Here is a 24,621-nt window from a genome sequence, read left to right as displayed (position 1 = left end):
GCTTGCCGTATGCCTTGCCGCGCCGGCAGAGCTCGGCTTGGCAAGCCCAAGCGGGGACAAAGATGCGCACCCTGATGCAGGCTGGGGCCGCGCAAGTGCCGCTAGAATCCGGGCATGAGCCAACCTGCCGAATCCAGTGAACTGATCAACGTGGTTGTGCTGCTCGGCGCTGCCGTGGTGGCAATCCCGTTGTTCCGTCGTCTGGGCCTGGGCTCGGTGTTGGGTTATCTGGCAGCGGGACTGGCAATTGGTCCGTTCGGCTTGGGCCTGTTCAACGAGCCGCAAGCCATCCTGCATGTGGCCGAGTTGGGCGTGGTGATGTTTCTGTTCGTGATCGGGCTGGAAATGCGCCCCTCGCACCTGTGGAGTTTGCGCAAGGAAATCTTCGGACTCGGCACGCTGCAGATCGCGGTCTGCGCGCTGGTGTTGACCGGCGTCGGCATGTTGCTCGGCTTTGCGCTACCGGTGGCCTTCGTGGCGGCGTCCGGTTTCGTGCTGACATCCACTGCCGTGGTGATGCAGCTCTTGGCAGAGCGTGGCGACGTCGCCTTGCCGCCGGGGCAGAAGATCGTGGCGATCCTGCTGTTCGAAGACCTGTTGATCGTGCCGTTGCTGGCGATCGTGGCCTGGATGGGAGCCAGCGGCGACCCGCAGGCGGCATCGCAGCGTTGGCAGGGAATCGGAGTCGGTCTGGCCTGCATCGTCGGCTTGCTGGCGGCCGGGCGTTGGCTGCTCAATCCCTTGTTCTGCATCCTGGCCGCATCCAAGGCGCGCGAGGTGATGACGGCAGCAGCATTGCTGGTGGTACTGGGCGCCGCGCTGTTGATGCAGGTGGGCGGGCTGTCGATGGCGATGGGGGCGTTCCTGGCCGGCGTGCTGTTGTCCGAGTCCACGTTCCGGCATCAGATCGAAGCGGATATCGAACCTTTTCGCGGCATCCTGCTGGGGCTGTTTTTTCTCGGTGTCGGCATGAGCCTGGACTTGCGCGTGGTGGCGGCGGACTGGCGCCTGATCGTGGTGGGCGTGCTGGCCCTGATGGTGGGTAAGGGCGTGTGCATCTATGCGGTGGCGCGGCTGATGCGCAGCGACCATCGCCAGGCACTGGACCGTGGTGTGTTGATGGCGCAAGGCGGCGAATTCGCATTCGTGCTGTTTGCCGCCGCGTCGGCATCCGGCGTCATCGATGCCCAGGTCAATGCCAGCCTGACAGCGATTGTGGTGTTGTCGATGGCACTGACGCCATTGTTCGTGCTGCTGCAACGGCGGCTGACGCCGGCGGCGGCGGTCTCGCTGGATGGCGTGGAAGCAGCCAGTGGCCAGACCGGCAGCGTGCTGATCATCGGCTTCGGGCGCTTTGGACAGGTGGCCAGTCAGTCGCTGCTGGCGCGCGACGTGGATGTGACCATCATCGATAACGACATCGAGATGATCCAGAGCGCGGAAGAATTTGGTTTCAAGATCTACTACGGCGACGGCACCCGGCTCGATGTGTTGCACGCCTCCGGCGCGCACAGCGCACGTGCGATTGCGGTGTGCGTCGACAACCAGGAGGCGGCCAATCGCATCGTCGAGCTGGCAACGCGCGAGTTCCCGCATGCCAAGCTGCTGGTGCGTTCGTACGACCGCCAGCATTCGCTGCAGTTGGTCGCTGCGGGAGTGGATTACCAGATCCGCGAGACCTTCGAGTCGGCGGTGCTCTTCGGCAAAGTGGCGCTGGTGGAGCTGGGGGTGGACGAGGACGAAGCCGGCATGATTTCGCGTCAGATCCGCCGCCGCGATGCCGAGCGTTTCGAACTGGAGATTGCTGCCGGCGATGCACGCGCCGGAGCCAAGCTGATGTATGGCAACACCGTGCCGACCGCGCCCCGGCCCACGCCGTTCACGCGGCCGCGTCGCGGCAGCCGCACGTTGAATCCCGATGCGGTGCCGCAGGCTGAGCCAGCAGAGACACAGACGCGCGACTAAGGGCGGCCCACAAACCGCTGCGCAGGCGCTCCGCGGCATGGCCAGTGCGCGATGCGGTGCGCCAGTCGTCCGGCGCGATAGCCGCGATTGGACGACTGCTCACTAGGTCTTGTTGGCCGCCAGGAGCGGGCACACACGCCTGCGCAGGCGTCGGGTGCGCCACCCCTGCTCGATGCGGTACGGATCGCTCGGGCGCTCCGGCTCCTCAGTGCGCCCACATCCCGCCAAAGATTGACGGGACGTTCTGGCAGGCGCGCTCACCGATGCCTACTAGCCATGCTTGCGCTGGGCGGCGGCGAAGGCTTCCAACTGCTCGGGCGTGGCGTCTTTCTGATGCTGCTGTTTCCACTGGGCAAATGGCATGCCGTAAATGGCTTCGCGCGCCTGTTCCTTGGTCATGGCCTGGCCTTGCGCTTCGGCCGCTTCGCGGTACCAGTCGCCCAGGCAATTGCGGCAGAAGCCGGCGAGAATCATCAGGTCGATGTTCTGCACATCGGTACGGTCCTGGTTGAGATGCTGCAAGAGACGGCGAAATGCTGCCGCTTCGATCGAAGTGGTGCTTGAATCGGTGCGTGAGGTGGTGTCGGTCATGGCGGAATCGGGGACAATAGACGGCCTTCGACTCTACACCTGACGCCCCATGACCGCTTCTGCGCCAGCTGCCTCCGCTTCGGCCCGCCTTCTCGATGGTCGCCGCATTGCCGAGGAATTGCTCGACGGATTGAAGCTGCGGGTGGATGCGCGGCTGGCCGCCGGCAAGGCGCGACCCGGGTTGGCGGTGGTGCTGGTCGGTGGCGATCCGGCATCGTCGGTGTATGTGCGCAACAAGCGGCGCGCGGCCGAGAAGGTCGGCATCGAAGCCTTCGATTACGACCTGCCGCAGGGCACCAGCGAAGCCCAGCTGGCGTCGCTGATCGATGAGCTCAATGCCGACCCCAAGATCCACGGCATTCTGATCCAGCTGCCGCTGCCGGGCATCCCCGATGCCAACCGGCTGATTCAGCGCATCGACCCGCGCAAGGACGTGGACGGATTCCATCCGCAGAATGTCGGGCACTTGGCCTTGCGCGAATTCGGGCTGCGCCCGTGCACGCCGCGCGGCATCGTGACCTTGCTCGGGCATACCGACCAACCGGTGCGCGGCCGCAACGCCACCATCGTGGGGGTGAGCAACCACGTGGGCCGGCCGATGGGGTTGGAGCTATTGATCGCCGGCTGCACGGTCACCAGTTGCCACAAATTCACCCCGCCCGATGTGCTGGAAGCGAGCGTGCGCAATGCCGACATCCTGGTGGTGGCGGTGGGCCGCCCGGGCCTGATTCCGGGCGAATGGGTCAAGCCGGGCGCGGTGGTGATCGATGTCGGCATCAACCGGCTCGATGATGGCCGCCTGGTGGGCGACGTCGGCTTCGACGCCGCCGCGCAGCGCGCGGCCTGGATCACCCCGGTGCCGGGCGGGGTAGGGCCAATGACGGTGGCCACGCTGATGCAGAACACCATCGAGGCCGCCGATGCCGCCGAGAGTGGGGATTCGGGATTGGGGATTGGTTAACCGCAGCGGCCAAGCGCACGCGTCGGCCGATCCGGATTGCATCCGGGATCGGCCGGCCATCGGCATCCTGACAAACAAGCGAACGGCGGACGGTGCAGGGCGCGCTGTTGCGAATCCCGACTCCCCCATCCTGGCCCCAATGCGTTAAAATGCCGCGCTTCCCCAAAACTCGGGTCCGCCGATGCTACGCATCCAGGCTGAAGCTCTCACCTACGACGACGTTTCGCTCGTCCCCGCTCATTCGATCGTCCTGCCCAAGGACGTCAGCCTGGAAACCCGGCTGACGCGCGACCTGCGCCTGAAACTGCCGATTCTGTCGGCGGCAATGGACACAGTGACCGAACACCGTCTTGCGGTGGCCATGGCCCAGCTGGGCGGCATCGGCATCATCCACAAGAACCTGACCCCGCAGCAGCAAGCCGGCGAAGTGGCACGGGTCAAGAAGTTCGAATCCGGCGTGATCACCGAGCCGTTCACCGTCAGCCCCGACACGACCATCGGCGAAGTGCTGGCACTGACGCGCGCGCGCAACATCTCCGGCGTGCCGGTGGTGGATGGCAGCGAACTGGTCGGTATCGTCACCAGCCGCGACATGCGCTTCGAAAAGAAGCTCGACGATCCGGTCCGCCACATCATGACCAAGAAGGACCGCCTGATTACCGTGCGCGAAGGCGCCAGCGATGAGGAAGTGCTCGAGCTGCTGCATCGCAACCGGATCGAAAAGGTCCTGGTGGTCAACGACAGCTTCGAGCTGCGCGGCCTGATCACGGTCAAGGACATCCAGAAGAAGACCGACAACCCCAATGCCGCCAAGGACAGCGCCAAGCGTTTGCTGGTGGGCGCGGCGGTGGGCGTGGGCGGCGATACCGAGCAGCGCATCGAGCTGCTTGCCGCAGCCGGCGTGGACGTGGTGATTGTCGATACCGCGCATGGCCATTCGCAGGGCGTGATCGATCGCGTGGCGTGGGTCAAGAAGACCTATCCGCAGCTGCAGGTGATCGGCGGCAACATCGTCACCGGCGATGCGGCATTGGCGTTGATGGATGCCGGTGCGGACGCGGTCAAGGTCGGCGTGGGCCCGGGTTCGATCTGCACCACGCGAGTGGTTGCCGGCGTGGGCGTGCCGCAGATCACTGCGGTGGACATGGTGGCCGAAGCGCTGCAGGACCGCATCCCCTTGATTGCCGATGGCGGCATCCGCTATTCCGGCGACATCGGCAAGGCGCTGGTGGCCGGTGCCTCGACGGTGATGGTCGGCGGCCTGTTGGCCGGTACCGAAGAAGCGCCGGGCGAGGTCGAACTGTTCCAGGGCCGCAGCTACAAGAGCTACCGCGGCATGGGTAGCCTGGGTGCGATGGAAAAGGGGTCCAAGGACCGCTACTTCCAGGATGCCTCCGATGCCGACAAGCTGGTTCCCGAAGGCATCGAGGGCCGCGTGCCGTATCGCGGGCCGGTCGGCGGCATCATCCATCAGCTCATCGGTGGCCTGCGCGCGACCATGGGCTATGTGGGCTGCGCCACCATCGAAGACATGCGGACCAAGCCCAAGTTCGTCAAGATCACCGGCGCCGGCCAGCGCGAAAGCCACGTGCACGACGTGCAGATCACCAAAGAGCCGCCGAACTATCGCGCCGGGTAACCGGGAATGGGGAATCGCGAATCGGGAATCGTAAGAGCCCGCCGCCTCCTCATCCGATAGCGGTCGGCGCTGCGTTTGCTGTTGCGATTCCCTCATCCCGATTCTCGATTCCCGGCTCTCAATGACCAACATCCATACCGACAAGATCCTCATCCTCGATTTCGGTGCGCAGTACACCCAGCTGATTGCGCGGCGTATTCGCGAGATCGGGGTCTACTGCGAGATCTGGGCGTGGGATCACGATCCGTCGGAGATTGCCGGTTTCGGTGCCAAGGGCATCATCCTGTCCGGCGGCCCGGAGTCGACCACGTTGCCGGGCGCACCGGTGGCGCCGCAGGAAGTGTTCGATAGCGGCCTGCCGGTGTTCGGTATCTGCTACGGCATGCAGACCCTCGCCGCGCAATTGGGTGGTGCGACCGAGGCAGCGGATCAACGCGAATTCGGCCATGCCGAAGTGGACGTGGTGGCGGCAGATGCCTTGTTCTCCGGCCTCACCGACCACGCCGGCGCCTCGCGCCTGAATGTATGGATGAGCCACGGCGACCACGTGTCGCAGGTGCCACCGGGCTTCACCATCACCGCCACGACCGACCGCATCCCGGTGGCGGCCATGTCCAACGAAGCCAAGCGTTGGTACGGCGTGCAGTTCCATCCTGAGGTGACGCATACCTTGCAGGGCCAGACCTTGCTGCGCCGCTTCGTGGTGGATGTCTGCGGCTGCCAGACGCTGTGGACCGCGGCCAACATCATCGAGGACCAGATCGCGCGCGTGCGCGAACAGGTGGGCGACGATGAAGTGATTCTTGGGTTGTCCGGCGGCGTCGATTCGTCGGTGGTGGCCGCGCTGCTGCACAAGGCGATCGGCGACAAGCTGACCTGCGTGTTCGTCGATACCGGCTTGCTGCGTTGGCAGGAAGGCGACCAGGTGATGGCGATGTTCGCCGAGCACATGGGCGTCAAGGTGATTCGCGTCAACGCCGCCGACCGTTATTTCGCCAAGCTTGAAGGCGTCAGCGACCCGGAAGCCAAGCGCAAGATCATCGGCAACCTGTTCGTGGAGATCTTCGACGAAGAATCCAACAAGCTGGCCAATGCCAAGTGGCTGGCGCAGGGTACGATCTATCCGGACGTGATCGAGTCGGCGGGCAGCAAGACCGGCAAGGCGCACGTGATCAAGAGCCACCATAACGTCGGTGGCTTGCCCGAGCACATGAAGCTGGGCCTGGTCGAGCCGCTGCGCGAATTGTTCAAGGACGAGGTGCGTCGCCTTGGCGTGGAACTCGGCCTGCCGCGCACCATGGTGTATCGCCACCCGTTCCCGGGCCCCGGCCTGGGCGTACGCATCCTGGGCGAAGTGAAGCGCGAGTACGCCGAGTTGCTGGCCAAGGCCGACGCGATCTTCATCGACGAACTGCGCAAGGCCGACCTGTACGACAAGACCAGCCAGGCCTTCGCCGTGTTCCTGCCGGTGAAGTCGGTCGGCGTGGTCGGCGACGCCCGCGCCTACGAATGGGTGATCGCGCTGCGCGCGGTGGAGACCATCGACTTCATGACCGCGCATTGGGCGCACCTGCCGTACGACTTCCTCGGCACCGTTAGCAACCGCATCATCAACGAACTGCGTGGTGTGTCGCGCGTGGTCTACGACATCTCCGGCAAGCCGCCGGCGACGATCGAGTGGGAGTGACCGCCGGTCTGCCGAACCCACTGTTTCGGCGATCGAAATCGCCGCACCGATGATCTGATCGGGCGGCGTTGCTCCGAGCTTGGAAGTAGATTCCAGGTTCGCCCCCGCCATCCACGAGCGGGGGCACAGTCGAGCAAGAACCTGTCTTACGCGAGGAGGGCCGTGCGATTGCTCTCCGAAGGCGCATCCCCGAAACACGTCTCCCAGCGCAGGTTGCCGAGATAGCGGTGCGCCATGCGGCCTTCGTCGTCCAGCGCGAACAGGTGCAGCCAGCGATTGTCGAACAGGGCGCGGACCTGCGGGTGGCGTTCGAGGATGGTGGCGATCGCTTCGGGCGGTGCTTCGATCAGCACGGAGAGCCGCAGCGGCTCGTGGGTCAGGCGTTGGCCGTCATGCACCGATTGCCACGGCAACCCGGTGCGCAGGATCCCGCCGTTGCCCTCGACCACACCGATGCCGCCGGTGACGTTGTGCAGCAGCTTGTTGCCGGCACCAAGACTCTCGGGCGCGACGGTGGATCCGTAGTACTGCAGGCTGATCCAGCTGGCGACGACGACCGGTGCGGTCAGGATCAACTCCAGCACGCCGAAGCCGTCGTCGTAGCGCCAGTCGTAGTCGTGGAGGAAGGCGCGTCCGGCCAGATCGCGCCCGGCAGTGCGCGAGCGGGGTGCGGCGATGAAGGCCTGGCAGCCGGCAAGTGCCCATTCGGGGCGAATCTCGGCCCAGTCGCGGGCACGATGTGCGATGTCCTGGCTGCGATGCGCGCGGGGCAGGCGCACGGCACGTTCCCCGCGCGCCAGCGCCCCGGCTGCGGCCAGCCACTGCCTCGCTTGGGCGAGATCTTCGGCATGCCCGGGCGAAGGGTGATCGGCGGTGTAGAGGGTGACCGCATCGGTCGTGGTGTCGTGCAGTGCAGCCAGAAATAACGTGTCGACGGGAATGACGATGCCGCGTGCGGCAAGACCGGCGCGCACCTGGCTATCGTTGAGCAGCGAGGCGAGCAACCGCGCGTTCACTTCGCCCGAATAGCCGCCGCATGCGCCGCAGTGCAGCGCGCTCGCATGAGGGTTGTTGACCACTTTCGCACCATGGCCGGCGAGTACCACCAGCCGGGCGAAGCCGCCGGTGAACGACATCGCCTTGAGGATGCGCGTGGCCATGGTCAGCCGGGTCTCCAGGTCCAGCCCGTCGCGCAGCAGCTTGGCGACGTAGATCGGGCCGGTGGCCTCGACGAAGGCGAACGAGGAAATGGCCGCCAGCTTGAAGCGGCCCCAGGCGCGCTTGGCACGTGCCGCGATCCGTGCGCTGAGGTCGGAGGCGGCTGCCGACGACGTTGCATCTGCCGCGCAGGTGGTCACACCTGGCGTGAGCAATACGGGCAGGCGCGCTTCGACCACGTCCGAGGCAAACCGGCGATGCCCGATGCCCAAGCCGAAAAACCCTGCAAACCCGAGGGTCTGGATGCCCGAATCGAGGCTTTCCAGCGCGCGGCGGAAGACTTCCGAGCGCACATCGATGCAGAACGCCATTTGCAGCTTCACACGCCCAGATGCGACCTGGGCCGGCGATGGCGCGGCCAGCACGGCGTTGAGCTTGCGCTGCGCGGCACGTTCGGCCGCTTCCTGCAGGATGCTGTCGATGACATCGTCCGACGTTGCAGCGACCGGCTCGGCGTAGGCGGCAACGGCCCTCTGCCAGCCAGGCACCAGCGTGCAGGCGCCGTTGCCCAGCAGCGCGGCTTCCCAGAGCAGGCGGATGGCGAGCAGATCGGTGACGCATGCATCGGTTGCGCCGCTCAACTCTGCCTGCCAGAGCCGATACCGGGCGAGCTGGCCCCAGCCGCCCAATGTGGTCAGCAAGCGGTGGAAATAATCGTCCAGTGCGTCCTGCGAAAGTCCCAGGCGAGCGACGCAGTCGACGATGGCGTCTTCGGCATTGGCCGGCGCCTCCGCCACATAGCGTGCGAAACCTGCCAGGCCGGCGATTTCCGGAGTCAGATCGTGGGTCGCGATGATCCGCCAGGTGCTGTAGGCGCCACCGGACTGGCCGACCGCCCAGAGCGCCTGGCCGTGGTCGAAATAGCCGGCTGCCCAGTGACCGATGCGCTCGTTGACGATGCCGGGCCAGTCGACCGCATCCGCGTCGCGGGCCAGCTCGGCGACCGTGGGGAGCGCCTGCGGGGCAGGGCGTGCGGCTTGGACCGCCTGTTTCAGGGCGGGCAAGTTCGGCGGCCGCAGGGCTGCCGGCGCGTTCTGCAAGGCGGCTTGCAGATCCTGCTCGGCGATCTGGCCGGACTGTAGCCGCTCTGCATACCAGGACCGCGGCATGGTGATCGCGATACCGGACGCGCGCCGCAGTCGCGCCCCCGCCATTTCCAACGGCTCGCTGGCCTGGCCGAGGAAGGGGTTGACCGCGACGCTGGAGGCGAGCGGCCATAGCGGCGGAATGGCGCGTGCCGCACGTTGGGCGGCGGCGATGATCACATCGTGGGACAGGGACACAGGTATGGCGGTGGGCGTGGTGGTCATCAGCGTGGGGGCCTGGGGTGAAGGGGTTCAGGAGGTCTTGCGAATGGACCAGCCGCCGAGCAGGCGATCGATCGTGGCGTTGGCATACAGCCCATTGGAGAGGTGGACGCGGAGCCCGGCGGCCGCGGGGTGCGAGGCCCAGAGCGGAAACAGCGCCTGCGCCACCGCCACCAGCCCGAAGCTCAGTACTGCGAGCGTCATCAGCGTCCACTCCAGCCGCCCCGGTGCGGGCGTGCCCGGCAGCACGCCGGCTGTCAGCCATTCGGCAGCGGTCTGCAGCGCGAAGTAGCCGATCGCTGCGGCACTGGCGTAGATCGCCGTCCTGCGAGTGAGAGGGCGTGGCGCGGCATCGGCAAGGCCCTGGGCCAGCAGGTAGGCGACACCAAAGATCAGGATCGCGCCCAGTGCCAGCGCTTGTGGCGACTTGTGCTCGAAGCCGAAGGTGAACCCGAAGGCAGTGCCGATGCCGATATAGATCGCCAGTGCGATCAAAAATGCGCGGCCGACCGCCGACCCGTTCGGAACGGCGACCGGCCCGGGCCGGCGAATGGCCGCCACCTGCTCGACCGCGCCGCCGGAGGCCAGGAACGCGTGCGCCTTGTAGAGCGAGTGCGCCACGATGTGCAGCAGGGCCAGCGGAAACAGCGCCAGACCGCACTGGAGCATCATGAATCCCATCTGCGCGACCGTGGACCAGGCCAGCGAGGTCTTGACCGCCGGCTGGGTCAGCATCACCAGCGCGCCGAACAAGGCGGTGAACCCGCCCAGCATGGCCAGCACGGCGAGCACGCCGGGGGCGGCGAGCATCAGGTCGGCAAAGCGGATCAGCAGGAAGCCGCCGCCGTTGACCACGCCGGCGTGCAGCAAGGCCGACACCGGCGTGGGCGCTTCCATCATCTCGGTGAGCCAGCCGTGGGTCGGGAACTGCGCCGATTTCAGCACCGCCGCGAGTGCGATCAGGGCGGCCGCCGCGACCAGCGCCCAGGAGTGCTGCCCGCGCGCGGCCAGCGCATTGATCGTGGCGATATCGGTCGTGCCCATGCTTTTCCAGATCAGCACCGCGCCGCAGGTCAGGGCGATACCGCCGGTGGTGGAGAACACGCGCTTCTTGCGTGCGGCGCGCTGCGCCTCGACGCGCTCGGGGTAGAACAGCAGCAGGCGATGCATCGCGATGCTGGTGGCGATCCAGGCGATGACGACCTGGACCAGGTTGCCGGCCTGCACCAGCAGCAGCACCGCTGCCAGCGCCATGCACAGCCACCCGGTGAAATAGCCCTGGCGTGCCTCGCCGTCGAGATAGGTGCGCGCGTACCGCACCACGATCCAGCCAACGAAGGCCACCAGCAGGAGCATCGTCACGCTGACCGCGTCCAGCCGCGCGGACAGGCCGATATCGCCCCATCCGATCAGCGGGCTGGCGCCGGTGCCTCGCAAGAGCACCAGCGCCAGCGATGCGATCGCGATGCAGAGCGCGCCGAGCGCGGCGCCTTCGGCGAGGAGGGGAATCTTCAGTGGAGGCCGACCGCCGCGCCCCAAGGCGACGACAGCGGCGGTCAGCAACAGGAGTGGTGCGAACAGTGGGAGTAGATAGAGCGACAAGGCAATCCCCTAAGAACGAACGTGGTGGCGGGCCGCGCCACGATAGCGATCGGTGGGGTTGGATAAAAATTCATTGTTCTTGCGGATTCGTTCGTTATTATCGAACGATATGGCCGCCTTGAACTACAACCATCTGCGCTACTTCTGGGCGGTCGCGCACGACGGCAATCTCACCCGTACTGCCGAGCGTCTCAACCTCACCCAGTCGGCGCTTTCGGTGCAAATCCGCAAGCTGGAGGAGCGCCTGGGCCATGCGCTGTTCGAACGCCGCGGGCGACAACTGCATCTGACCGAGGCCGGACAGATCGTGCTCGACCATGCCGATGCGATTTTTGCCACCGGCGATGAACTGCTCGGCACGCTGCGGCAGACAGGTGCGGCGCGGCAGGCGCTGCGGGTCGGCTCGCTTGCCACGCTGTCGCGCAACTTCCAGATGGAATTCCTGCGGCCGCTGCTGGGCCGCACCGACATCGACCTCATCCTGCGTTCGGGCAGCGCGGGTGAACTGCTGCGCGCACTGGAGGCGCTCAATCTCGACGTGGTGCTGCTGAATCGGGCACCTGCCGGCGACGCGCTGTCCCCCTTCGTCACTCACCGGCTCGCGGAGTACCCGGTCAGCCTGGTGGGGACGCCGGATCGCCTGGGCCATGCGGCCAGCTTCGCCGACCGCCTTCGCAGCCACCCCATCATCCTGCCGACGGTGGATAGCAGCGTGCGCATCGGCTTCGACGCATTGGCCGACCGGCTGGGCGTGCGGCCGCAGATCGTGGCGGAAGTGGAAGACATGGCGATGATGCGACTGCTTGCCCGCGAGGACATCGGCCTGGCGGTTCTTCCGCCGATCGTGGTCAAGGACGAGATTGCCGCTGGCGCGTTGATGGAAGGCGATCAATTGCCGGACATCGTGGAGACCTTCCATGCGGTGACCATGTCGCGACGTTTCCCGAATCCTCTGCTCAGGCTTCTGCTGCAGCCCTCGACCAGGCCAGACAGCCCGTAATGCCGCTCGGTTGCCATCTGCGGGCAGGCTGCAGACCCATGCATTGACGGGAGGCACCAAGCTGCTGCGGTGCGGTCTTGAACGCAAGGCGCGCGTGCAGCCGCACCGCCGAAGCGCAGGCGCGCGGGCTCGAGCCGGATCGACCAGCCGCATTGCTAGGCGGGGATGAGGCTGGTCAACGCGAAGTTGGGGTCGGCAGCTTGCTGCGGCGTCGGCGAGCGTCCCAGTTCGAGCAGCTTGCGGGCCGCCAGATGATCCTGTGGCCGATTGATCGAGTCCACGGCGCAGAGTTCGCCATGGGCGTAGTAGAAGAGGGAGAACGTGCTGGTCGCCAGGTCGCCGCGCACCACCGCCTGCGTGTGGCCTGCGGCAAAGCCGGCCATTTGCAGCCTGACCTCGTACTGCTCCGACCAGAACCAGGGCAATGCAGGGTAGGGGCGGTGCTCGCCCAGCAGTGAGGCGGCAGCGGATTTGGCTTGTTCGATTGCATTCTGGACCGACTCCAGCCGCAGCAAACTGCTGCCTGCACGCTGCCGCACCGTGCAGTCGCCGGCACCGACGATGCCGGGGCTGCTACTGCGCGCGCACGCGTCCACGATCAATGCCCCGCGATCGCAAGCCAATCCGGCCTGTTGGGCCAGTTCGCCGTTGGGGATGACGCCGATCCCGACGACGACCAGGTCTGCCGGAAACACGCGCCCGTCCGCGGTGTGGACGGCAGTCACCACGCCGCGACTGCCGCTCAATGCGCTGACGTTGGCGCCGAGTTCGATGGTCGCGCCGTTGTCTCGATGCAGGCGAAGGAAGAAGTTCGCCAGTTGCGGGCTGACGACGCGCGCCATCAGCCGATCGGCCGCCTCCAGCACAACGACCTGCTTGCCGAGCCGCCTGGCGATGGAGGCGAATTCCAGCCCGATGAAGCCGCCACCGATCACCACCACCTGCGAGGTGTGCGGCAGGATCGCGGCAAGCGCGCGAGTGTCGGCCATGTTGCGCAACATGCAGACATGGCCGAGCCCGGCGCCTGGGACCTCCAGCCGGCGGGCGCGTGCGCCGGTGGCAAGACACAGCCCCGTGTAGCCCAGGGTGCTGCCGTCATCCAGGTGCAGCGTGCGGGTGGCGTGTTCGATGCGCATCACCCGGGCGCTGGCGTGCCACTGAATGCCCTTGCGGTTCAAGGCCTCGGGTGCGCGAATGTACAGCTGGGTCTCGCTCACCTCGCCCAGCAGAAACCCCTTGGAGAGCGGTGGACGGTGATAGGGCGCGCAGGGCTCGTCCCCCAATAAGACGATGGAGCCCGTATAGCCGCCGCTGCGCAGGGATTCGGCGGTCTGCAGGCCCGCCTGACCCGCACCGACGATGACCATGCCGCTCATCGCACACCTGCCGTGCGCAGGCTCATGTCTGCCGATCCGGAAAGCGTACGGTCATGTCCGATGTCGGTACGAGCTGGCACGCCAGCCGGCTGTTGCTGCGCCGTTCGGCCGCCACGCTGTCGAGCATGCCGGCCTCCATGTCCAGCAGTGGCAGGTCCTGGCCGCCGGCCTCCACGTAGCAATGGCAGGTGGCGCACGCACAGGAGCCGCCGCACTGCGCTTCGACGCCATCGATGCCGTGATGCATGGCCCCTTGCATCAGGGTCCATCCCGGCGCGAGGTCGACCGCCACGGTCTCGCCGCTCGGTTCGATATAGGTGATGGTGGGCATGGTCGCTTCCTAGTGCGCGCGCATGGGCAGATGCGACAGCCCACGGGTGATGCTGTTGGGAATGCGTTGCACCGGCCCGGTCAGCGTGAAGTGGTCGATGTAGCGGGCCAACGCTGCGAATGTGGCCATCCCTTCCAGCTTGGCGAGCGCCTGGCCTGCGCAATTGTGCGTCGCCAGCCCAAATCCCAGGTGATCGACGGGATTGCGCTCGATATCGAAGCGGTCCGGTTCCGGATAATGGCGTTCGTCGCGATTGGCCGAGGCATAGCTCACGATCACCCGCGCGCCTGCGGGAAGCACGACACCTTCGCCCAGATCGACCTGGCGGGTGGTCACGCGCGAGAGGTGCTGCAGCGGGCTGTCGATGCGGACGATCTCCTGGAAGGCGGCAGGTGCTTTGCCCGGATCCTGGCGCAACCTTTCCCACTGCTCGGGATGTTGCGCGAACTGCCATAGCCCATTGCTGATGGCATTGATCGTGGTGTCGAAGGCGGCGATCACATAGCCCTCCATCAGGCCGATGGCCGCTTCGCGCGGGATCTCGCCGCGCTTGCCGGCGGCGGCGACCGTGGAACCGAAGCCACCGGGCGTAAGCCGATCGCGGTCGTAGGTGTCGGCGACGAATGCCCGCATCGCTTCAAGGCGTGGCAGGGCCGCGCGCATGCGTAAGGAGTCCGGGCCACAGGCATCGAAGCAGCCGGCGGCCAGCGCCGCCAGTTCGCCGCGCGCTTCTTCCGGCCATCCGATCAGATCGAAAATGACATTGACCGGCAGGTCGTGGGCGACGTCGCGTACGCCATCGAACTGCTCGCGCTGCTGCAGGCTTCTTGCCAGTTCGTCGGCGCGTTGATGGATGGTGTCTTGGACGTGCTGCAGATGGCGTGGACCGAGACGTTCGGTGAACAGCTTGCGGGTGCCACCGTGCATGGGCGGATCGACGCAGATCAGCGCGTGTTCCCACTGCTTGTTGATGACCGGATTGAGCCCGGCGCCCTGCGCGGACGAAAATGTCTGCCAATCCATCAGCGCCTTGCGCACCTGCTCGTAGCGGCCCAGGTAGTAGAGGTCATAGGTGCGCAGGTAGGCGGCAGGCCCGAGATTGCGCAGTTCGGCATAGAGCGGGTAGGGGTCGTGCAACGCGTCGTCGGTAAACAGATCGATATCGCTGCTGATGCGACTCAAGGCATTCATGCGGTGCCGCCTCCGGCTGGTGGTTCGTACCCGACATGGGCACGCGCAGCTTAGAGAGCGCGACGGCGGCAGCGCTTGGCGAGCGACGAAGCAAACTTGACCAGGAGCGAAATCGGCATCCAGCGCTGCACGCTAACCGGCGTTTGCGCCGTTGCGGTAGGCACGTGCGCTGCTGCCGAAGCGTTTGCGGAAGCAGCGGCAGAAATGCGAGACGTCGCTGAAGCCTGCCTCCAGCGCGATCTCGCCGATGGGCGCGGCGACCGGATCGCGCAGGCGCTCGGCCACCCACTGCAGGCGCTGTTCGAGCACATAGGCACCGAGGGAGGTGTGCGCGGCAGCGAACAGCAGTTGCACATAGCGGGGCGTGATGCCGAAATGCCGGGCGATGCTCTGCGCACCGAGCCCCGGATCGGCGAGATGCTGATGCACATGCTGGCGCAGGCGCGCCTGCCAGGCGAGCGCGGTGCTCCTTCCCGAATGCGTGCCGGCAGCCGCAGGCCAGGTCAGCGCCAACAGGGCACAGGCGGTGGTCAGCAGCGTCGAGACGTGCTGCCCGGCGCCGAGGTGATCGAGATGCGTGATGAAATTGCCGAGCAACTGGAACTGTTCGCCGCGATAAGCGGTGGCGCTCTGCGCAGCCAACTGATCGGCCAGATCGGTGCCGGGCAGGTAGAGCACGCGTGTGCGGTGATCGCGGCTGCATTCGATGCGATACGGATCGCGCGCGCGCAACACGACCAGTTCGCCGGCTTGCAAACGCGCCTGCCGGCCATGCTGATAGACGTCGCAGCTGCCATGCTCGTTGCGCATCAGGTAGATGCCATCGTATTTGCTGCTGCGCCTGGAATCGATCGCCACGGGAGTCGACTCGACGGTGGTCAGGTGCATCGAACCGAAGCCTCGCCTCTGCATGCGCGCGCAGAAGCGTTGCGATGCCGGCTCGATCTCCATGTTGTCGAAGGCCGTTCTTACCAGGTCTTTCCAATAGCGCAGGCGCGCGCCGGCCTGGATCGCCGTGGTGTCGAACAGCTCGGTGGTTGGCATGGCGACGTCCTCCGGAACGGAAGCAACGGCTGGCTGACCCGGGGCGGGTCGCAAGATGATGCACGCGATTGCGCCCCTGTCGTTTTGCGGCGCATCAATCTGCAGGTTGGCGAGCGGCTGGCTGATTCCGCGGGAGTGGGGATCCACATGCCGTGATGGGATGCACCCATCCCGAATTCCACGTCAGCGGAACATTGCGGTGATGCCCACATTGAGGGCAAAGCCGCCGCAAACCAGCCATGCAAACAGAATGGCTGCAAGCGCCAGCGGCCTGATGCCGGCCTTGCGGATGGCCGAGACGTGCGTCGTCAATCCCAGGCCGGCCATGGCCATCGCCAGCAGGACGGTATCGATGTCGATCGCCTGGTGCACCAGCGTCGGTGGCAGCAACGCCAGCGAGTTGAGTCCAGCAACCGCGATGAACCCAAGCGCGAACCAGGGCATCACGACGCTGCCGGGCTGCGTGCGCGCGTTCTGGTCGGTACCGCCATCGCACTTTGAGGGATCTGCGTGCTTTCCCCTGGTACGAGAAAGATAGGCCGACAGGGCGATAAGAAACGGCGCCAGCAGCATCACCCGCACCATCTTGGCGATCACTGCGGTATTTGCGGCCTGCTCGCCAATGGCGCGACCCGCAGCGACCACCTGTGCCACTTCATGGATGGTGGAACCGGCAAAGACGCCGTATGCCGCCGGCGACAGGGCGAACCCGCGGGAGTGCGCGACCAGGTGATACAGCACCGGGTACAGGAACATCGCCAGCGTGCCGAACACCACCACCGTGGCCACCGCGACCATCACCTGATCGGCGCGGCCGCGGACGACGGGTTCGGCGGCCATCACGGCGGCTGCACCGCAGATCGAGCTACCCGCACCGATCAGCATCGCCGTGGTGCGGTCCAGGCCGAACACGCGCGTGCCAACGAAACAGGCGAGGCCGAAGGTACTGCACAGCACCGCCGCGTCGATGGCAACGCCAGTCCAGCCGACGTTGCCGATGTCCTGGAAGGTCAGGCGCAGGCCGTACAGGACGATGCCCAGCCGCAGCAGGGTGGCCTTGGAAAAACGCACGCCCGGGTCGGCGTTCGCAGCCAGGCGCGGATAGAACGTGTTGCCGGCCAGCATGCCGAGCAGGATGGCCAGGGTCAGCGCGCTGACGCCGTTGGCCTGCAGCCCGCCGATCTTGCCCAGCTGCATCGACGCGCCAGCCAGCAGGCCCGTCAATGCAAGACCGGGCACCAACTGGCGCAGGCGCCGGGTGGCCCCAGCGGCATGGCCTTGCAAAAGGTTGAGTGGGGCAGGAGTGCTGTACATGGTGGTTTCATCGCAACGTGCGGCAGGCAGGAGCGCACTGTGGACTGCCCGGAACTATCCAACAAACGGATAATTTCGTTATAACCTAGCGATAAAACAGGTAAACGATAGCTCCATGCGCCTGACCCTGCGGCAACTCCTGATCTTCACGGCCGTGGCCGATACCGGCAGCACTACCGCGGCCGCAGAGCGTGTGGCGCTGTCGCAGTCGGCTACCAGCGGTGCGCTCAATGAACTGGAGAGCCTGCTCGGCGCGCAGCTGTTCGACCGCATCGGCAAGCGTTTAATGCTCAACGACAATGGCCGTGCATTGCTGCCGCAGGCCAGGGCAGTGCTCGATGGCGTGCAGCAGATCGAAGGCCAGTTCGGCCTTGGGAGTGCCGCTGCCGCGGCTGCGCCGTTGCTCACGCGCCTTCGCGTGGGGGCCAGCACCACCATCGGCAACTATGTGTTGCCGTCGCTGATTGCCAGCTATCGAAGCGCGTGGCCGGGCGCGGCGGTGGACGTGGTCATCGGCAACACACGCGAGGTGGCCGCCGCGGTGAGCCGGTTGGAGGTGGATATCGGCTTGATCGAAGGCCCGTGCCATGAGGCAGACCTCCAGGTCGTGCCTTGGCGACAGGACGAGCTGGTGATCGTGGCGGCACCGACGCATGCATTGGCGCAGGCCGCCATGCAGGCACGGGTTCCGTTGAAGGCCTTGCGACAGGCGCACTGGCTGCTTCGCGAGCCCGGCTCCGGCACGCGCGAGGCGGTAGAACGGGTCTTACTGCCGCACCTGCATCATCTGCACAGCGATCTGCAGCCGGGCAGCACCGAGGCGATCAAGCAGGCGGCGGCAGAAGGACTGGGACTGGCCTGCCTATCGCTGTGCGCGGTGCAGGACCTGGTGACGCTGGGCAGGCTGGTGATTCTGCAGACCACCTTGCCGCGGCTGACCCGGCGCTTTTACCGGATCCAGCACCGGCAAAAACGTCTGTCGGGCAATCTGCAGCGCTTCGTGGCGCATTGCGATCTGCATGAGCTGCGCGCTTGCTGATGGATGGCCGACATGCCGAGCCTGGGTCGGATGCCATGATCTATCGTCACGCTGGCCACTGCGCACGCTTCGCAGACCAGCAACGCATAGCCGATGTTCGGCCTGCCTCGACGTGGCTTGATGTTGCAACGCATGGCCGGCGCCCTTGCCGCGCCCAAAAAAAAGCCGCGCAGTGCGCGGCCTTGATGCAGGAGCCGAACTGAGATGCTCCTCAGCGAACCTTAGCCAATGCCACGCGGGCGTCGGCCATGAACTTCTGTGCTTCCTGGGGTGTCGCCAGGTTGGCGGCGAGCTGGCTGAGCACCTGCTCGATGTCGCTGGAGGCGTCCCAGGCTTCATCGCACAGCATGCCGGCGATCGGGCCGAGGTAGTTCAGCGCGACCGATTCCAGTGCACTGCGAACGCGCTCGTCGGGCCCGGCGTTGTCGCCACCGGCGACCGGCGCCGCACTCGCGCTTGCGACAGCTGCGGCAGGTGCCGGTGTCGGGGCAACCGGCGCACGCACCGGCGACGGTGCGCCGCCGAGATCCTGTTCAAAACCGCCCATCAACCACTGCCGCGAGTCGTCGCTCAACAGCGAGGGTTTGCCCAGGCCCGCCCCGGGGTCGGCCTGGAAGCGCGCCTTGGCCGCGTTGACCATGGTGAGGCGTTGCACCGCCTCGTCATTGCGCAGCATGCGGAACACCACTTCTTCGATCTGCCCGCTGTTGATGCGGACGATGCAGGAGTGGTTTTCCTCGGTGACGATGAACAGAAAGCCGGACGCCTTCTTCAATGCCAGCGCTTTGAGCTCGCGCAGGATCTCGATCAGCGGACGGAATTCAGTGGACATGGCGTCTTCCTTGCAGCATCAGGTACGGAATGGGTGACAGCGACTCAGCGTTTGCTGAGGCGCTCCATGGCCAACCGGACGCTGTTGGACAAGCGGGAGATGGCGCGCGCCAGCGTACCGATTTCATCTTTGAGGTTGACCTCTGCGATGGTGTGGTTCCACTTGCCCAGGCTCAGCTCTTCGGCCACGGTGGTCAAGTGCTGGATCGGGCGCAACACGCGGCTCCAGATCAAGGCCCACTGCAGGCCGAGCAACAAGGCGCAGACCAGCAGACCGATGCCGGCGATCCACAGCGACTGGCGCACGATCACGCCATTGACGTCGCTTTTGGGATAGGCCGAGACCAGGGTGAAGCCCCAATCGGGTACCTGTTCCTTGGTGACGACCCAATCATCCGGGGTGTCCTTGACGATACGCTCGATGGTGGCGGTATCGGTGGTGGCGCCGGTGGTGGACTGGAAGCGCAGCTTGTTCTTGCTGTCGAACACGGCAATGAAGCCGGAGTCGAGCACGCGACGGCTGCTGACCACGTTTTCCAGCGCCTGGGTGTCTGCCTTGTAACCGACGTACCACGCACCGATCACGCGCTTGTCGTTGCCGGCAAAGATCGGCTCGTAGCCGGTGACGTACGGGTTGCCGAGAATATCGACCACGCCGTAGAAGCTTTCCCCGTTACGCAGCTTGGCAGCGGCCTGGCCGTTCGGATCGAGCACGGTGCCGATGGCGCGGCTGCCGTCGTCCTTCTTGACGTTGGTGGAGATACGCACGAAGTCGTCGCCGGTACGCGAGAACAGCGTTGCGGTACCTTCGTGGATGGCGGTGACCTCGTCCACCAAGGTGAAGGCATTTGCCTGCGAGCGCTGGCCCAGCAGCAGGTCGTTGGCGCTACGATCGGCAACGCGGACGTCGCCGCCAACGCTGGGAGCGCCTTCCTTGTTGGCTTCCCTGCGCAGCTGGCGCATGGAGGAATTGACGCGGTCGAGCATCATCGCGCGGGTGACCGCGAACAAGGTCTGCAAGGACACCGACTGGCGTTCGATCGCGTCGCCGGCTTCGAACTTGACCCGGTTCGCTTCGGTAATGGCCAGAATGACCGTCAGTGCCACCACCACAACCAGCACCAAGGCCAGCACCGGCAACAGCAGGCGCACCCGCAAAGAGTGACGAAGCATCGCAATTCCCCTGAACGCGTTTAAATGAGTGAGTCGAGTGCCGCCGCAGCGCAGTGCGGCGGTTGGACGTAGCCGTTATCGGCTGCCGAACCAGATGCTGAAGCGGCCCCCATGCCGCTTGGCGGTGCATACGATAGCGTAAGCCGATCGGTTTGAGCGTGCGGAGCTATCGCGCGTGTCGCCTCGCGTTCAAGAATGGTCGACCGCGTAGCAAAAGCTGCCCGTGGGGGCGCAGGATGGGCGAGCCGCCGCTCAGGTCTCCAGCGACAGGATCCCCCGCCGCAGCGCGACGGTGACCGCATGGGTGCGATCGCGCACGCCGAGCTTGCCCAGGATGTTCTTCATATGGGCCTTGACGGTTTCTTCGGAGATGCTCAAGGCACTGCCGATCTGCTTGTTGGAGCAGCCGGTGGCGACCAGGTTCAGCACTTCGGTCTCGCGCGCGGACAGGGCATCGTCGAGCACATGGGCGGCGATGTTTTCGGCAACCGAGGCCGGCACGTGCCGGCGCTGGCCGCGGCGCACGTCGCGGATGGTGTCGACCAGCTCGCGGCGCAGCGCGCTCTTGAGCAGGTAGCCGCAGGCGCCTGCCTGCAGGGCGCGCACCGCGCGCACGTCGCCGGTATAGGTGGTCAGCACGATGACCTTGGCGGCGGAGTCGACCTGGCGGATGCGCTGGATGGCCTCGACCCCGTCCACGCGTGGCATCTGCAGATCCATCAACACCACGTCCGGGCGCAGGCGGATGTAGCAGGCTACTGCCTGCTCGCCGTCTTCCGCTTCGCCGACCACGCGCATGTCGTGCTCGGCGGCGAGCATGGCACTGAGCCCATCGCGCAGCAGCGGATGGTCGTCTACCACCAGCACCCCGGTTGGTCGGGCCATCTCAGCCATTGGAACTCTCCGTGGGTCGTGCGGTGTGAAATGGCCACCACCACCGCTTGGCGCGCAGGTAGGCGGCACGGGCGGGCAGGGTGATCTGGATTTCGGTGCCGCTGCCGGGACGCGACCACAGCTGCATCTTGGCGCCGATGCGCTGCGCGCGTTCCTGCATGCCGGTCAGGCCCCAATGCCCGGTGCGGGCGTGGCCGTGCAGCACGTCCGGGTCCAGGCCGCGGCCATCGTCGCGGATGCGCAGCGTGAAGTCACGAGAACCGTAACGCAGTTCCAGCGCGATGCCGGTGGCGTTGGCGTGCCGGTCGGCATTGGCGAGCGCTTCGCGCCCGAGCTGGAACAGCTCGTCGGCCACCAGGGGACGCAGGCGCATGGGCCGGCCTTCGACGCAGACCTGCAGTGCGGCCGTTGGCGGCGGCATGCTGGCGTTGCGCGCCCGTTGCAGGGCGGCGGCCAGGTCTTCGTGCAGGGACTGGCTGTCGCGCAAGCCGTTGACGCGATCGCGGCCTTCGGCAAGCGCGTTTTCGGCCAGATCCACCGCCTGTTCCAGCTCCAGCCGGCGCGGATCGTTCCAGGGAAGCGAGCGGCTGGCAGCATGCAGCCGCAGGATCAGCCCTTGGGTGCCCTGCAGCAAGGTGTCGTGCAATTCGCGGGCGATGCGTTCGCGTTCGCGGTAGCGCTCTTCCAGACGCGCGCGCAGGCGCCCGGCCACCTGCCGGGTCCGCATGCGCCAGGCAACGCCCAGCGCCAGCAGCGACGCCAGCGCGCAGCAGGCCTTGAACTGCCAGGTCTGGATGAAGGCCGGTTCGATGACGAAGGCCAGGGTGTCGCCGCGTGCATTCCACAGGCCGTCGTTGTTGGCGGCCGCAATACGGAAGCGGTAACGCCCCGGTGCAAGGTTGGTATAGAAGGCCTCGTTGCGGTTGCCGGCGTCCTGCCAGCGTGCATCCACCCCCTCCAGCCGGTAGCGGAACCGCACGCGCTCCGGGCGGGTGAGGCTGATGGCGTCGTAGCCGATGCGCAGACGGTCGGTCCACTTGGGCAGGTGCAGGCCGTCCTGACGCGGGTAAGGCCGGTCGTTGGCAACCACCTCGGTGATGAAGACCTTCGGCGCGGTTGGGTTGCGATAGGTTTGCTCGGGGTCGAGCCAGGCCAGGCCCTGGTTGGTGGTGAACCAGAGCAGGCCATCGGCCGCCGCGATCGCGGTGGGCACCGGGGTGGCCTGCTGGGCGACGCCGGGCAGGCCATCCATGATGTCGTACAGGCGCAGCGTGGGGCTGACCAGGCCGTTGCGCAGGCTGCGCAGCAATGCCTGCCGGCCGATTTGCACGACGCCACGATTGCCGTTCAACCAGAAGGTGTCGTGACGGTCGCGCGCGATGCCGGTGATGCCCTGCAACACCGGATTGGCCTGATCGGCCACCTGCTGGAAGCGGCCATCGCTGCCGAGCACTGCCAGCCCGCTTTCGCCGGCCACCAGGGTGAGGGCTGCGCTGCGCCAAATGGCGGTGATCGGGCCGACCGACAAGCCGTTGTTGGCGGTGTAGTGCTGTACCTGCCCGCCACGTAGCACGCTGAGCTCGCCTGTGACGCTGCCTACCCACAGCGCGCCATCTGGCGCAGCCACCAGGACCGAACAGGGTTGGTCCTGCAAGCTCGCAATCGGCTGCCAGCGATGGCCGTCCCAGCGCTGCGGGCCGCTGGCATCGGGACACGCCCAGGGCGAGTCCTGGGCATCGACGGCAAACGCGCGGATCGATCCGGTGCGCGCATCCTGCGGCAGGGGCAGGGAGTGCGTGCGGCCTGCGTGCAGGCGCAGCAGGCGGTTGTCGCCGAGCAACCAGCCGTTGGCGTTGGACGGCACCTGGAGCACGCCGACAGGCGCGCCGCGTTGCAGGGCCTGGATGCCGGTCCGCGTCAATGCCAGCTGGCGCTCGTCGCGCAGGACCGCCAGCAACACCGGTGCACTTGGCGTGGCGACGGTTGCAAAGACCGCCACCGCCGTGGTCTGGCCGGGCAGCAATGCCGCCAGCGGCAGCAGGGCCCGATGGCGGAAGCGGTTGAGCCCCAGATTGGTGCCGGCCCAGAGGTTGCCTTCGTGGTCTTCCAGCAGCGGGCCGGCAGTGGAGGAGGTCAGACCCTGCACCGGGCCATAGCGTTCGAGCACGGGCGCCGACGATGTGGGTTGGGCGACACGGAACACCCCGCCTGCGATGTAGTCGCTGCCCCACAGCGCGCCATCGCGCATGAAACGGATGCGATGCGCGAACAAGCCGGGAAACTGCAGCCGGTTGCGTGCCACGGCGGGTAACACCACGCCATGCGCATCGGTGAGCGCGAACACGCCGCGGTGCGGATCGGCGACCCAGATCGCGCCGCCCGGGTGCTCGGCCATGGTGGTGAAGTGCCCGACCTGCTGGCCACTGGATTCGAAGCGTCGTGCACCCGGTTGCAGCGACAGGATGCGGCTGCCATCGCTCACCCACAGGATGCCGCGGCGATCGCGCAGCAGCCATTGCGCGCTGGATTCCGGGTAGCCCCAGTCGGCACCGGCGCGATGCCAGCGTTGTCCGTCGAACCAGCACAGCCCGCCATCGATGGCGGCCCACAGACGGCCGCTGCCATCGCGCTCGATGCGGAAGACCATCCCATCCGGCACATCCTTGCCGGGGACGAAATGGGTGAGATGGCCGTCGGCCAGGCGATCGATGCCGGCATTGAAATAGCCGATCCACGCGCCGTCGTCGGTGGTCAGCGACAGTGCGGTCATGTTGTGCGATGCATAGGCTTCGCCCTCCGGCGCTGCCTGCCGGGTGAAGTGTTCGCCGTCGAACTTGAACAGCCCGAAGCCAGTCGCCAGCCACAGCGCGCCGCCATCGGCTTGCTGGATGTCCCAGATGTCGGCCGGCGCACCGCGCTCGATGCTCCAGGCCGTGTGGTGGAACTGCAGCAGCCCGTCGCGAGTCGCGGCGATGCCGGCTGCGCAGGCAGGACGACAGAGCATCAGTAGCCACCACAGCGCCACCACCGCTGCCGCGCGCAAGCGCGACAAGCAAAGCGAATGGATGACGGACGCATGCGGCATCGCATCATTGTCGGGCGGGATCGGGGGAAGCACCACCACCTCTTTCGGGGGAGGGACGTGCGGGAAGAATTCGTTTAGCGACTGACTCAGGCCGCGCGCGTGATGCGCGAACCGTAGGGCGGCGCGCAACGCCTCGGCATGCTGCAGCCTCACTGCACCGCGTTGCGGTTGCGGTTGCTTGGCGGTCGCCGCGACGCGCTGTTGCATGTTGATCGCGATATTGAACAACCGCGCGCCGTCTGATCAGCGCGATGTGTGGCGATGCGTCTGCGCTCTCTGGATCGCACTGGCACTGCACCGGGGCATGACGCCGCGCTCGATCGAACGCGCATTGCATCCAGGCCGCTGCCCGTGGCGAAGACGTGCAAGCGCT

The 24,621-nt window shown here is 66.4% G+C and carries 18 protein-coding genes; 6 read left to right on the top strand and 12 right to left on the bottom strand.

The annotated features are described in order from the left end of the window. Positions 1-114 precede the first annotated feature (114 nt). On the top strand, positions 115-1,965 hold the full coding sequence (locus J7396_RS13410; protein ID WP_209261577.1) for a monovalent cation:proton antiporter-2 (CPA2) family protein: 1,851 nt from the start codon (positions 115-117) through the stop codon (positions 1,963-1,965). Positions 1,966-2,235: 270 nt separating this feature from the next. Here J7396_RS13410 and J7396_RS13405 read toward each other — a convergent pair whose 3' ends face one another. Continuing rightward, entirely contained in the window at positions 2,236-2,556 is a 321-nt protein-coding gene (locus J7396_RS13405) for a DUF1244 domain-containing protein (protein WP_014090312.1), read from the bottom strand. 49 nt (positions 2,557-2,605) lie between these two features. On the opposite strand from J7396_RS13405, the gene folD reads away from it, so the two are divergent. From folD to guaA, 3 genes are all read left to right on the top strand, one after another. Then, entirely contained in the window at positions 2,606-3,517 is a 912-nt protein-coding gene (folD, locus tag J7396_RS13400; RefSeq protein ID WP_011347659.1) for a bifunctional methylenetetrahydrofolate dehydrogenase/methenyltetrahydrofolate cyclohydrolase FolD, read from the top strand. Positions 3,518-3,698: 181 nt separating this feature from the next. Continuing rightward, complete coding sequence (gene guaB, locus J7396_RS13395; RefSeq protein WP_008572372.1) at positions 3,699-5,156, top strand: IMP dehydrogenase; 1,458 nt, start codon at positions 3,699-3,701, stop codon at positions 5,154-5,156. 121 nt (positions 5,157-5,277) lie between these two features. Beyond that, positions 5,278-6,843 carry a glutamine-hydrolyzing GMP synthase gene (gene guaA, locus J7396_RS13390; RefSeq protein WP_014090311.1) on the top strand — a complete coding sequence of 522 codons (1,566 nt, stop codon included), beginning with the start codon at positions 5,278-5,280 and terminating at the stop codon, positions 6,841-6,843. 146 nt (positions 6,844-6,989) lie between these two features. On the opposite strand, the gene J7396_RS13385 is transcribed toward guaA, so the two are convergent. Continuing rightward, positions 6,990-9,371 carry a DUF2309 domain-containing protein gene (locus J7396_RS13385; protein ID WP_209261576.1) on the bottom strand — a complete coding sequence of 794 codons (2,382 nt, stop codon included), beginning with the start codon at positions 9,369-9,371 and terminating at the stop codon, positions 6,990-6,992. A 27-nt stretch (positions 9,372-9,398) separates the two neighbouring features. Further along, positions 9,399-10,970, bottom strand: coding sequence for a proton-conducting transporter membrane subunit (locus J7396_RS13380; protein ID WP_008577913.1), 1,572 nt, complete (start codon positions 10,968-10,970; stop codon positions 9,399-9,401). A gap of 109 nt (positions 10,971-11,079) precedes the next feature. Here J7396_RS13380 and J7396_RS13375 point away from each other — a divergent pair, with 109 nt between their 5' ends. After that, positions 11,080-11,970: a LysR family transcriptional regulator gene (locus J7396_RS13375; RefSeq protein WP_008577914.1), complete on the top strand. Its 891-nt coding sequence runs from the start codon at positions 11,080-11,082 to the stop codon at positions 11,968-11,970. Between the two features lie 155 nt (positions 11,971-12,125). Here the strand turns inward: J7396_RS13375 and J7396_RS13370 are convergent, their stop codons facing one another. The 5 genes from J7396_RS13370 to J7396_RS13350 form a co-directional block, all read right to left on the bottom strand. Beyond that, complete coding sequence (locus J7396_RS13370; RefSeq protein WP_209261575.1) at positions 12,126-13,346, bottom strand: FAD-dependent oxidoreductase; 1,221 nt, start codon at positions 13,344-13,346, stop codon at positions 12,126-12,128. A gap of 22 nt (positions 13,347-13,368) precedes the next feature. Beyond that, a complete protein-coding gene (locus tag J7396_RS13365) occupies positions 13,369-13,677 on the bottom strand; it encodes a 2Fe-2S iron-sulfur cluster-binding protein (RefSeq protein WP_209261574.1) in 309 nt (102 codons plus the stop codon). A gap of 9 nt (positions 13,678-13,686) precedes the next feature. Further along, positions 13,687-14,868, bottom strand: a complete 1,182-nt coding sequence (locus tag J7396_RS13360) for a cytochrome P450 (protein ID WP_011347403.1) — start codon at positions 14,866-14,868, stop codon at positions 13,687-13,689. Positions 14,869-15,000: 132 nt separating this feature from the next. Then, entirely contained in the window at positions 15,001-15,912 is a 912-nt protein-coding gene (locus J7396_RS13355) for a helix-turn-helix domain-containing protein (RefSeq protein ID WP_008577918.1), read from the bottom strand. A gap of 183 nt (positions 15,913-16,095) precedes the next feature. Further along, positions 16,096-17,226 (bottom strand): YeiH family protein, encoded by a 1,131-nt coding sequence (locus tag J7396_RS13350; RefSeq protein WP_209261573.1) that lies wholly within the window; start codon positions 17,224-17,226, stop codon positions 16,096-16,098. Positions 17,227-17,341: 115 nt separating this feature from the next. Here J7396_RS13350 and J7396_RS13345 point away from each other — a divergent pair, with 115 nt between their 5' ends. Further along, positions 17,342-18,265, top strand: a complete 924-nt coding sequence (locus J7396_RS13345; RefSeq protein WP_209261572.1) for a LysR family transcriptional regulator — start codon at positions 17,342-17,344, stop codon at positions 18,263-18,265. A 211-nt stretch (positions 18,266-18,476) separates the two neighbouring features. Here the strand turns inward: J7396_RS13345 and J7396_RS13340 are convergent, their stop codons facing one another. The 4 genes from J7396_RS13340 to J7396_RS13325 form a co-directional block, all read right to left on the bottom strand. Further along, a complete protein-coding gene (locus J7396_RS13340; RefSeq protein WP_031422913.1) occupies positions 18,477-19,097 on the bottom strand; it encodes a hypothetical protein in 621 nt (206 codons plus the stop codon). Positions 19,098-19,141: 44 nt separating this feature from the next. Then, complete coding sequence (locus J7396_RS13335; RefSeq protein WP_029819529.1) at positions 19,142-20,269, bottom strand: Cache 3/Cache 2 fusion domain-containing protein; 1,128 nt, start codon at positions 20,267-20,269, stop codon at positions 19,142-19,144. A 252-nt stretch (positions 20,270-20,521) separates the two neighbouring features. After that, a complete protein-coding gene (locus tag J7396_RS13330) occupies positions 20,522-21,163 on the bottom strand; it encodes a response regulator transcription factor (RefSeq protein WP_008577924.1) in 642 nt (213 codons plus the stop codon). Next, positions 21,156-24,248, bottom strand: coding sequence for a sensor histidine kinase (locus J7396_RS13325; RefSeq protein ID WP_209261571.1), 3,093 nt, complete (start codon positions 24,246-24,248; stop codon positions 21,156-21,158). The genes J7396_RS13330 and J7396_RS13325 overlap by 8 nt, the downstream gene beginning before the upstream one ends. Positions 24,249-24,621: the final 373 nt, after the last annotated feature.

Origin of the sequence: Xanthomonas sp. A1809 (genome assembly GCF_017746015.1) — a bacterium.
Taxonomy (GTDB): Bacteria; Pseudomonadota; Gammaproteobacteria; order Xanthomonadales; family Xanthomonadaceae; genus Xanthomonas; species Xanthomonas euvesicatoria.
This window is presented reverse-complemented; position numbering and strand designations above follow the sequence as displayed.

What these genes read in the sequence shown, in the direction of transcription:
- J7396_RS13355 (WP_008577918.1), bottom strand. Translation starts at nt 15,912, where the DNA reads ATGCCAACCACCGAGCTGTTCGACACCACGGCGATCCAGGCCGGCGCG.
- J7396_RS13335 (WP_029819529.1), bottom strand. Translation starts at nt 20,269, where the DNA reads ATGCTTCGTCACTCTTTGCGGGTGCGCCTGCTGTTGCCGGTGCTGGCC.
- J7396_RS13360 (WP_011347403.1), bottom strand. Translation starts at nt 14,868, where the DNA reads ATGAATGCCTTGAGTCGCATCAGCAGCGATATCGATCTGTTTACCGAC.
- J7396_RS13350 (WP_209261573.1), bottom strand. Translation starts at nt 17,226, where the DNA reads ATGTACAGCACTCCTGCCCCACTCAACCTTTTGCAAGGCCATGCCGCT.
- J7396_RS13370 (WP_209261575.1), bottom strand. Translation starts at nt 13,346, where the DNA reads ATGAGCGGCATGGTCATCGTCGGTGCGGGTCAGGCGGGCCTGCAGACC.
- folD (WP_011347659.1), top strand. Translation starts at nt 2,606, where the DNA reads ATGACCGCTTCTGCGCCAGCTGCCTCCGCTTCGGCCCGCCTTCTCGAT.
- J7396_RS13405 (WP_014090312.1), bottom strand. Translation starts at nt 2,556, where the DNA reads ATGACCGACACCACCTCACGCACCGATTCAAGCACCACTTCGATCGAA.
- J7396_RS13325 (WP_209261571.1), bottom strand. Translation starts at nt 24,248, where the DNA reads ATGCCGCATGCGTCCGTCATCCATTCGCTTTGCTTGTCGCGCTTGCGC.
- guaA (WP_014090311.1), top strand. Translation starts at nt 5,278, where the DNA reads ATGACCAACATCCATACCGACAAGATCCTCATCCTCGATTTCGGTGCG.
- guaB (WP_008572372.1), top strand. Translation starts at nt 3,699, where the DNA reads ATGCTACGCATCCAGGCTGAAGCTCTCACCTACGACGACGTTTCGCTC.
- J7396_RS13340 (WP_031422913.1), bottom strand. Translation starts at nt 19,097, where the DNA reads ATGTCCACTGAATTCCGTCCGCTGATCGAGATCCTGCGCGAGCTCAAA.
- J7396_RS13365 (WP_209261574.1), bottom strand. Translation starts at nt 13,677, where the DNA reads ATGCCCACCATCACCTATATCGAACCGAGCGGCGAGACCGTGGCGGTC.
- J7396_RS13385 (WP_209261576.1), bottom strand. Translation starts at nt 9,371, where the DNA reads ATGACCACCACGCCCACCGCCATACCTGTGTCCCTGTCCCACGATGTG.
- J7396_RS13330 (WP_008577924.1), bottom strand. Translation starts at nt 21,163, where the DNA reads ATGGCTGAGATGGCCCGACCAACCGGGGTGCTGGTGGTAGACGACCAT.
- J7396_RS13375 (WP_008577914.1), top strand. Translation starts at nt 11,080, where the DNA reads ATGGCCGCCTTGAACTACAACCATCTGCGCTACTTCTGGGCGGTCGCG.
- J7396_RS13345 (WP_209261572.1), top strand. Translation starts at nt 17,342, where the DNA reads ATGCGCCTGACCCTGCGGCAACTCCTGATCTTCACGGCCGTGGCCGAT.
- J7396_RS13410 (WP_209261577.1), top strand. Translation starts at nt 115, where the DNA reads ATGAGCCAACCTGCCGAATCCAGTGAACTGATCAACGTGGTTGTGCTG.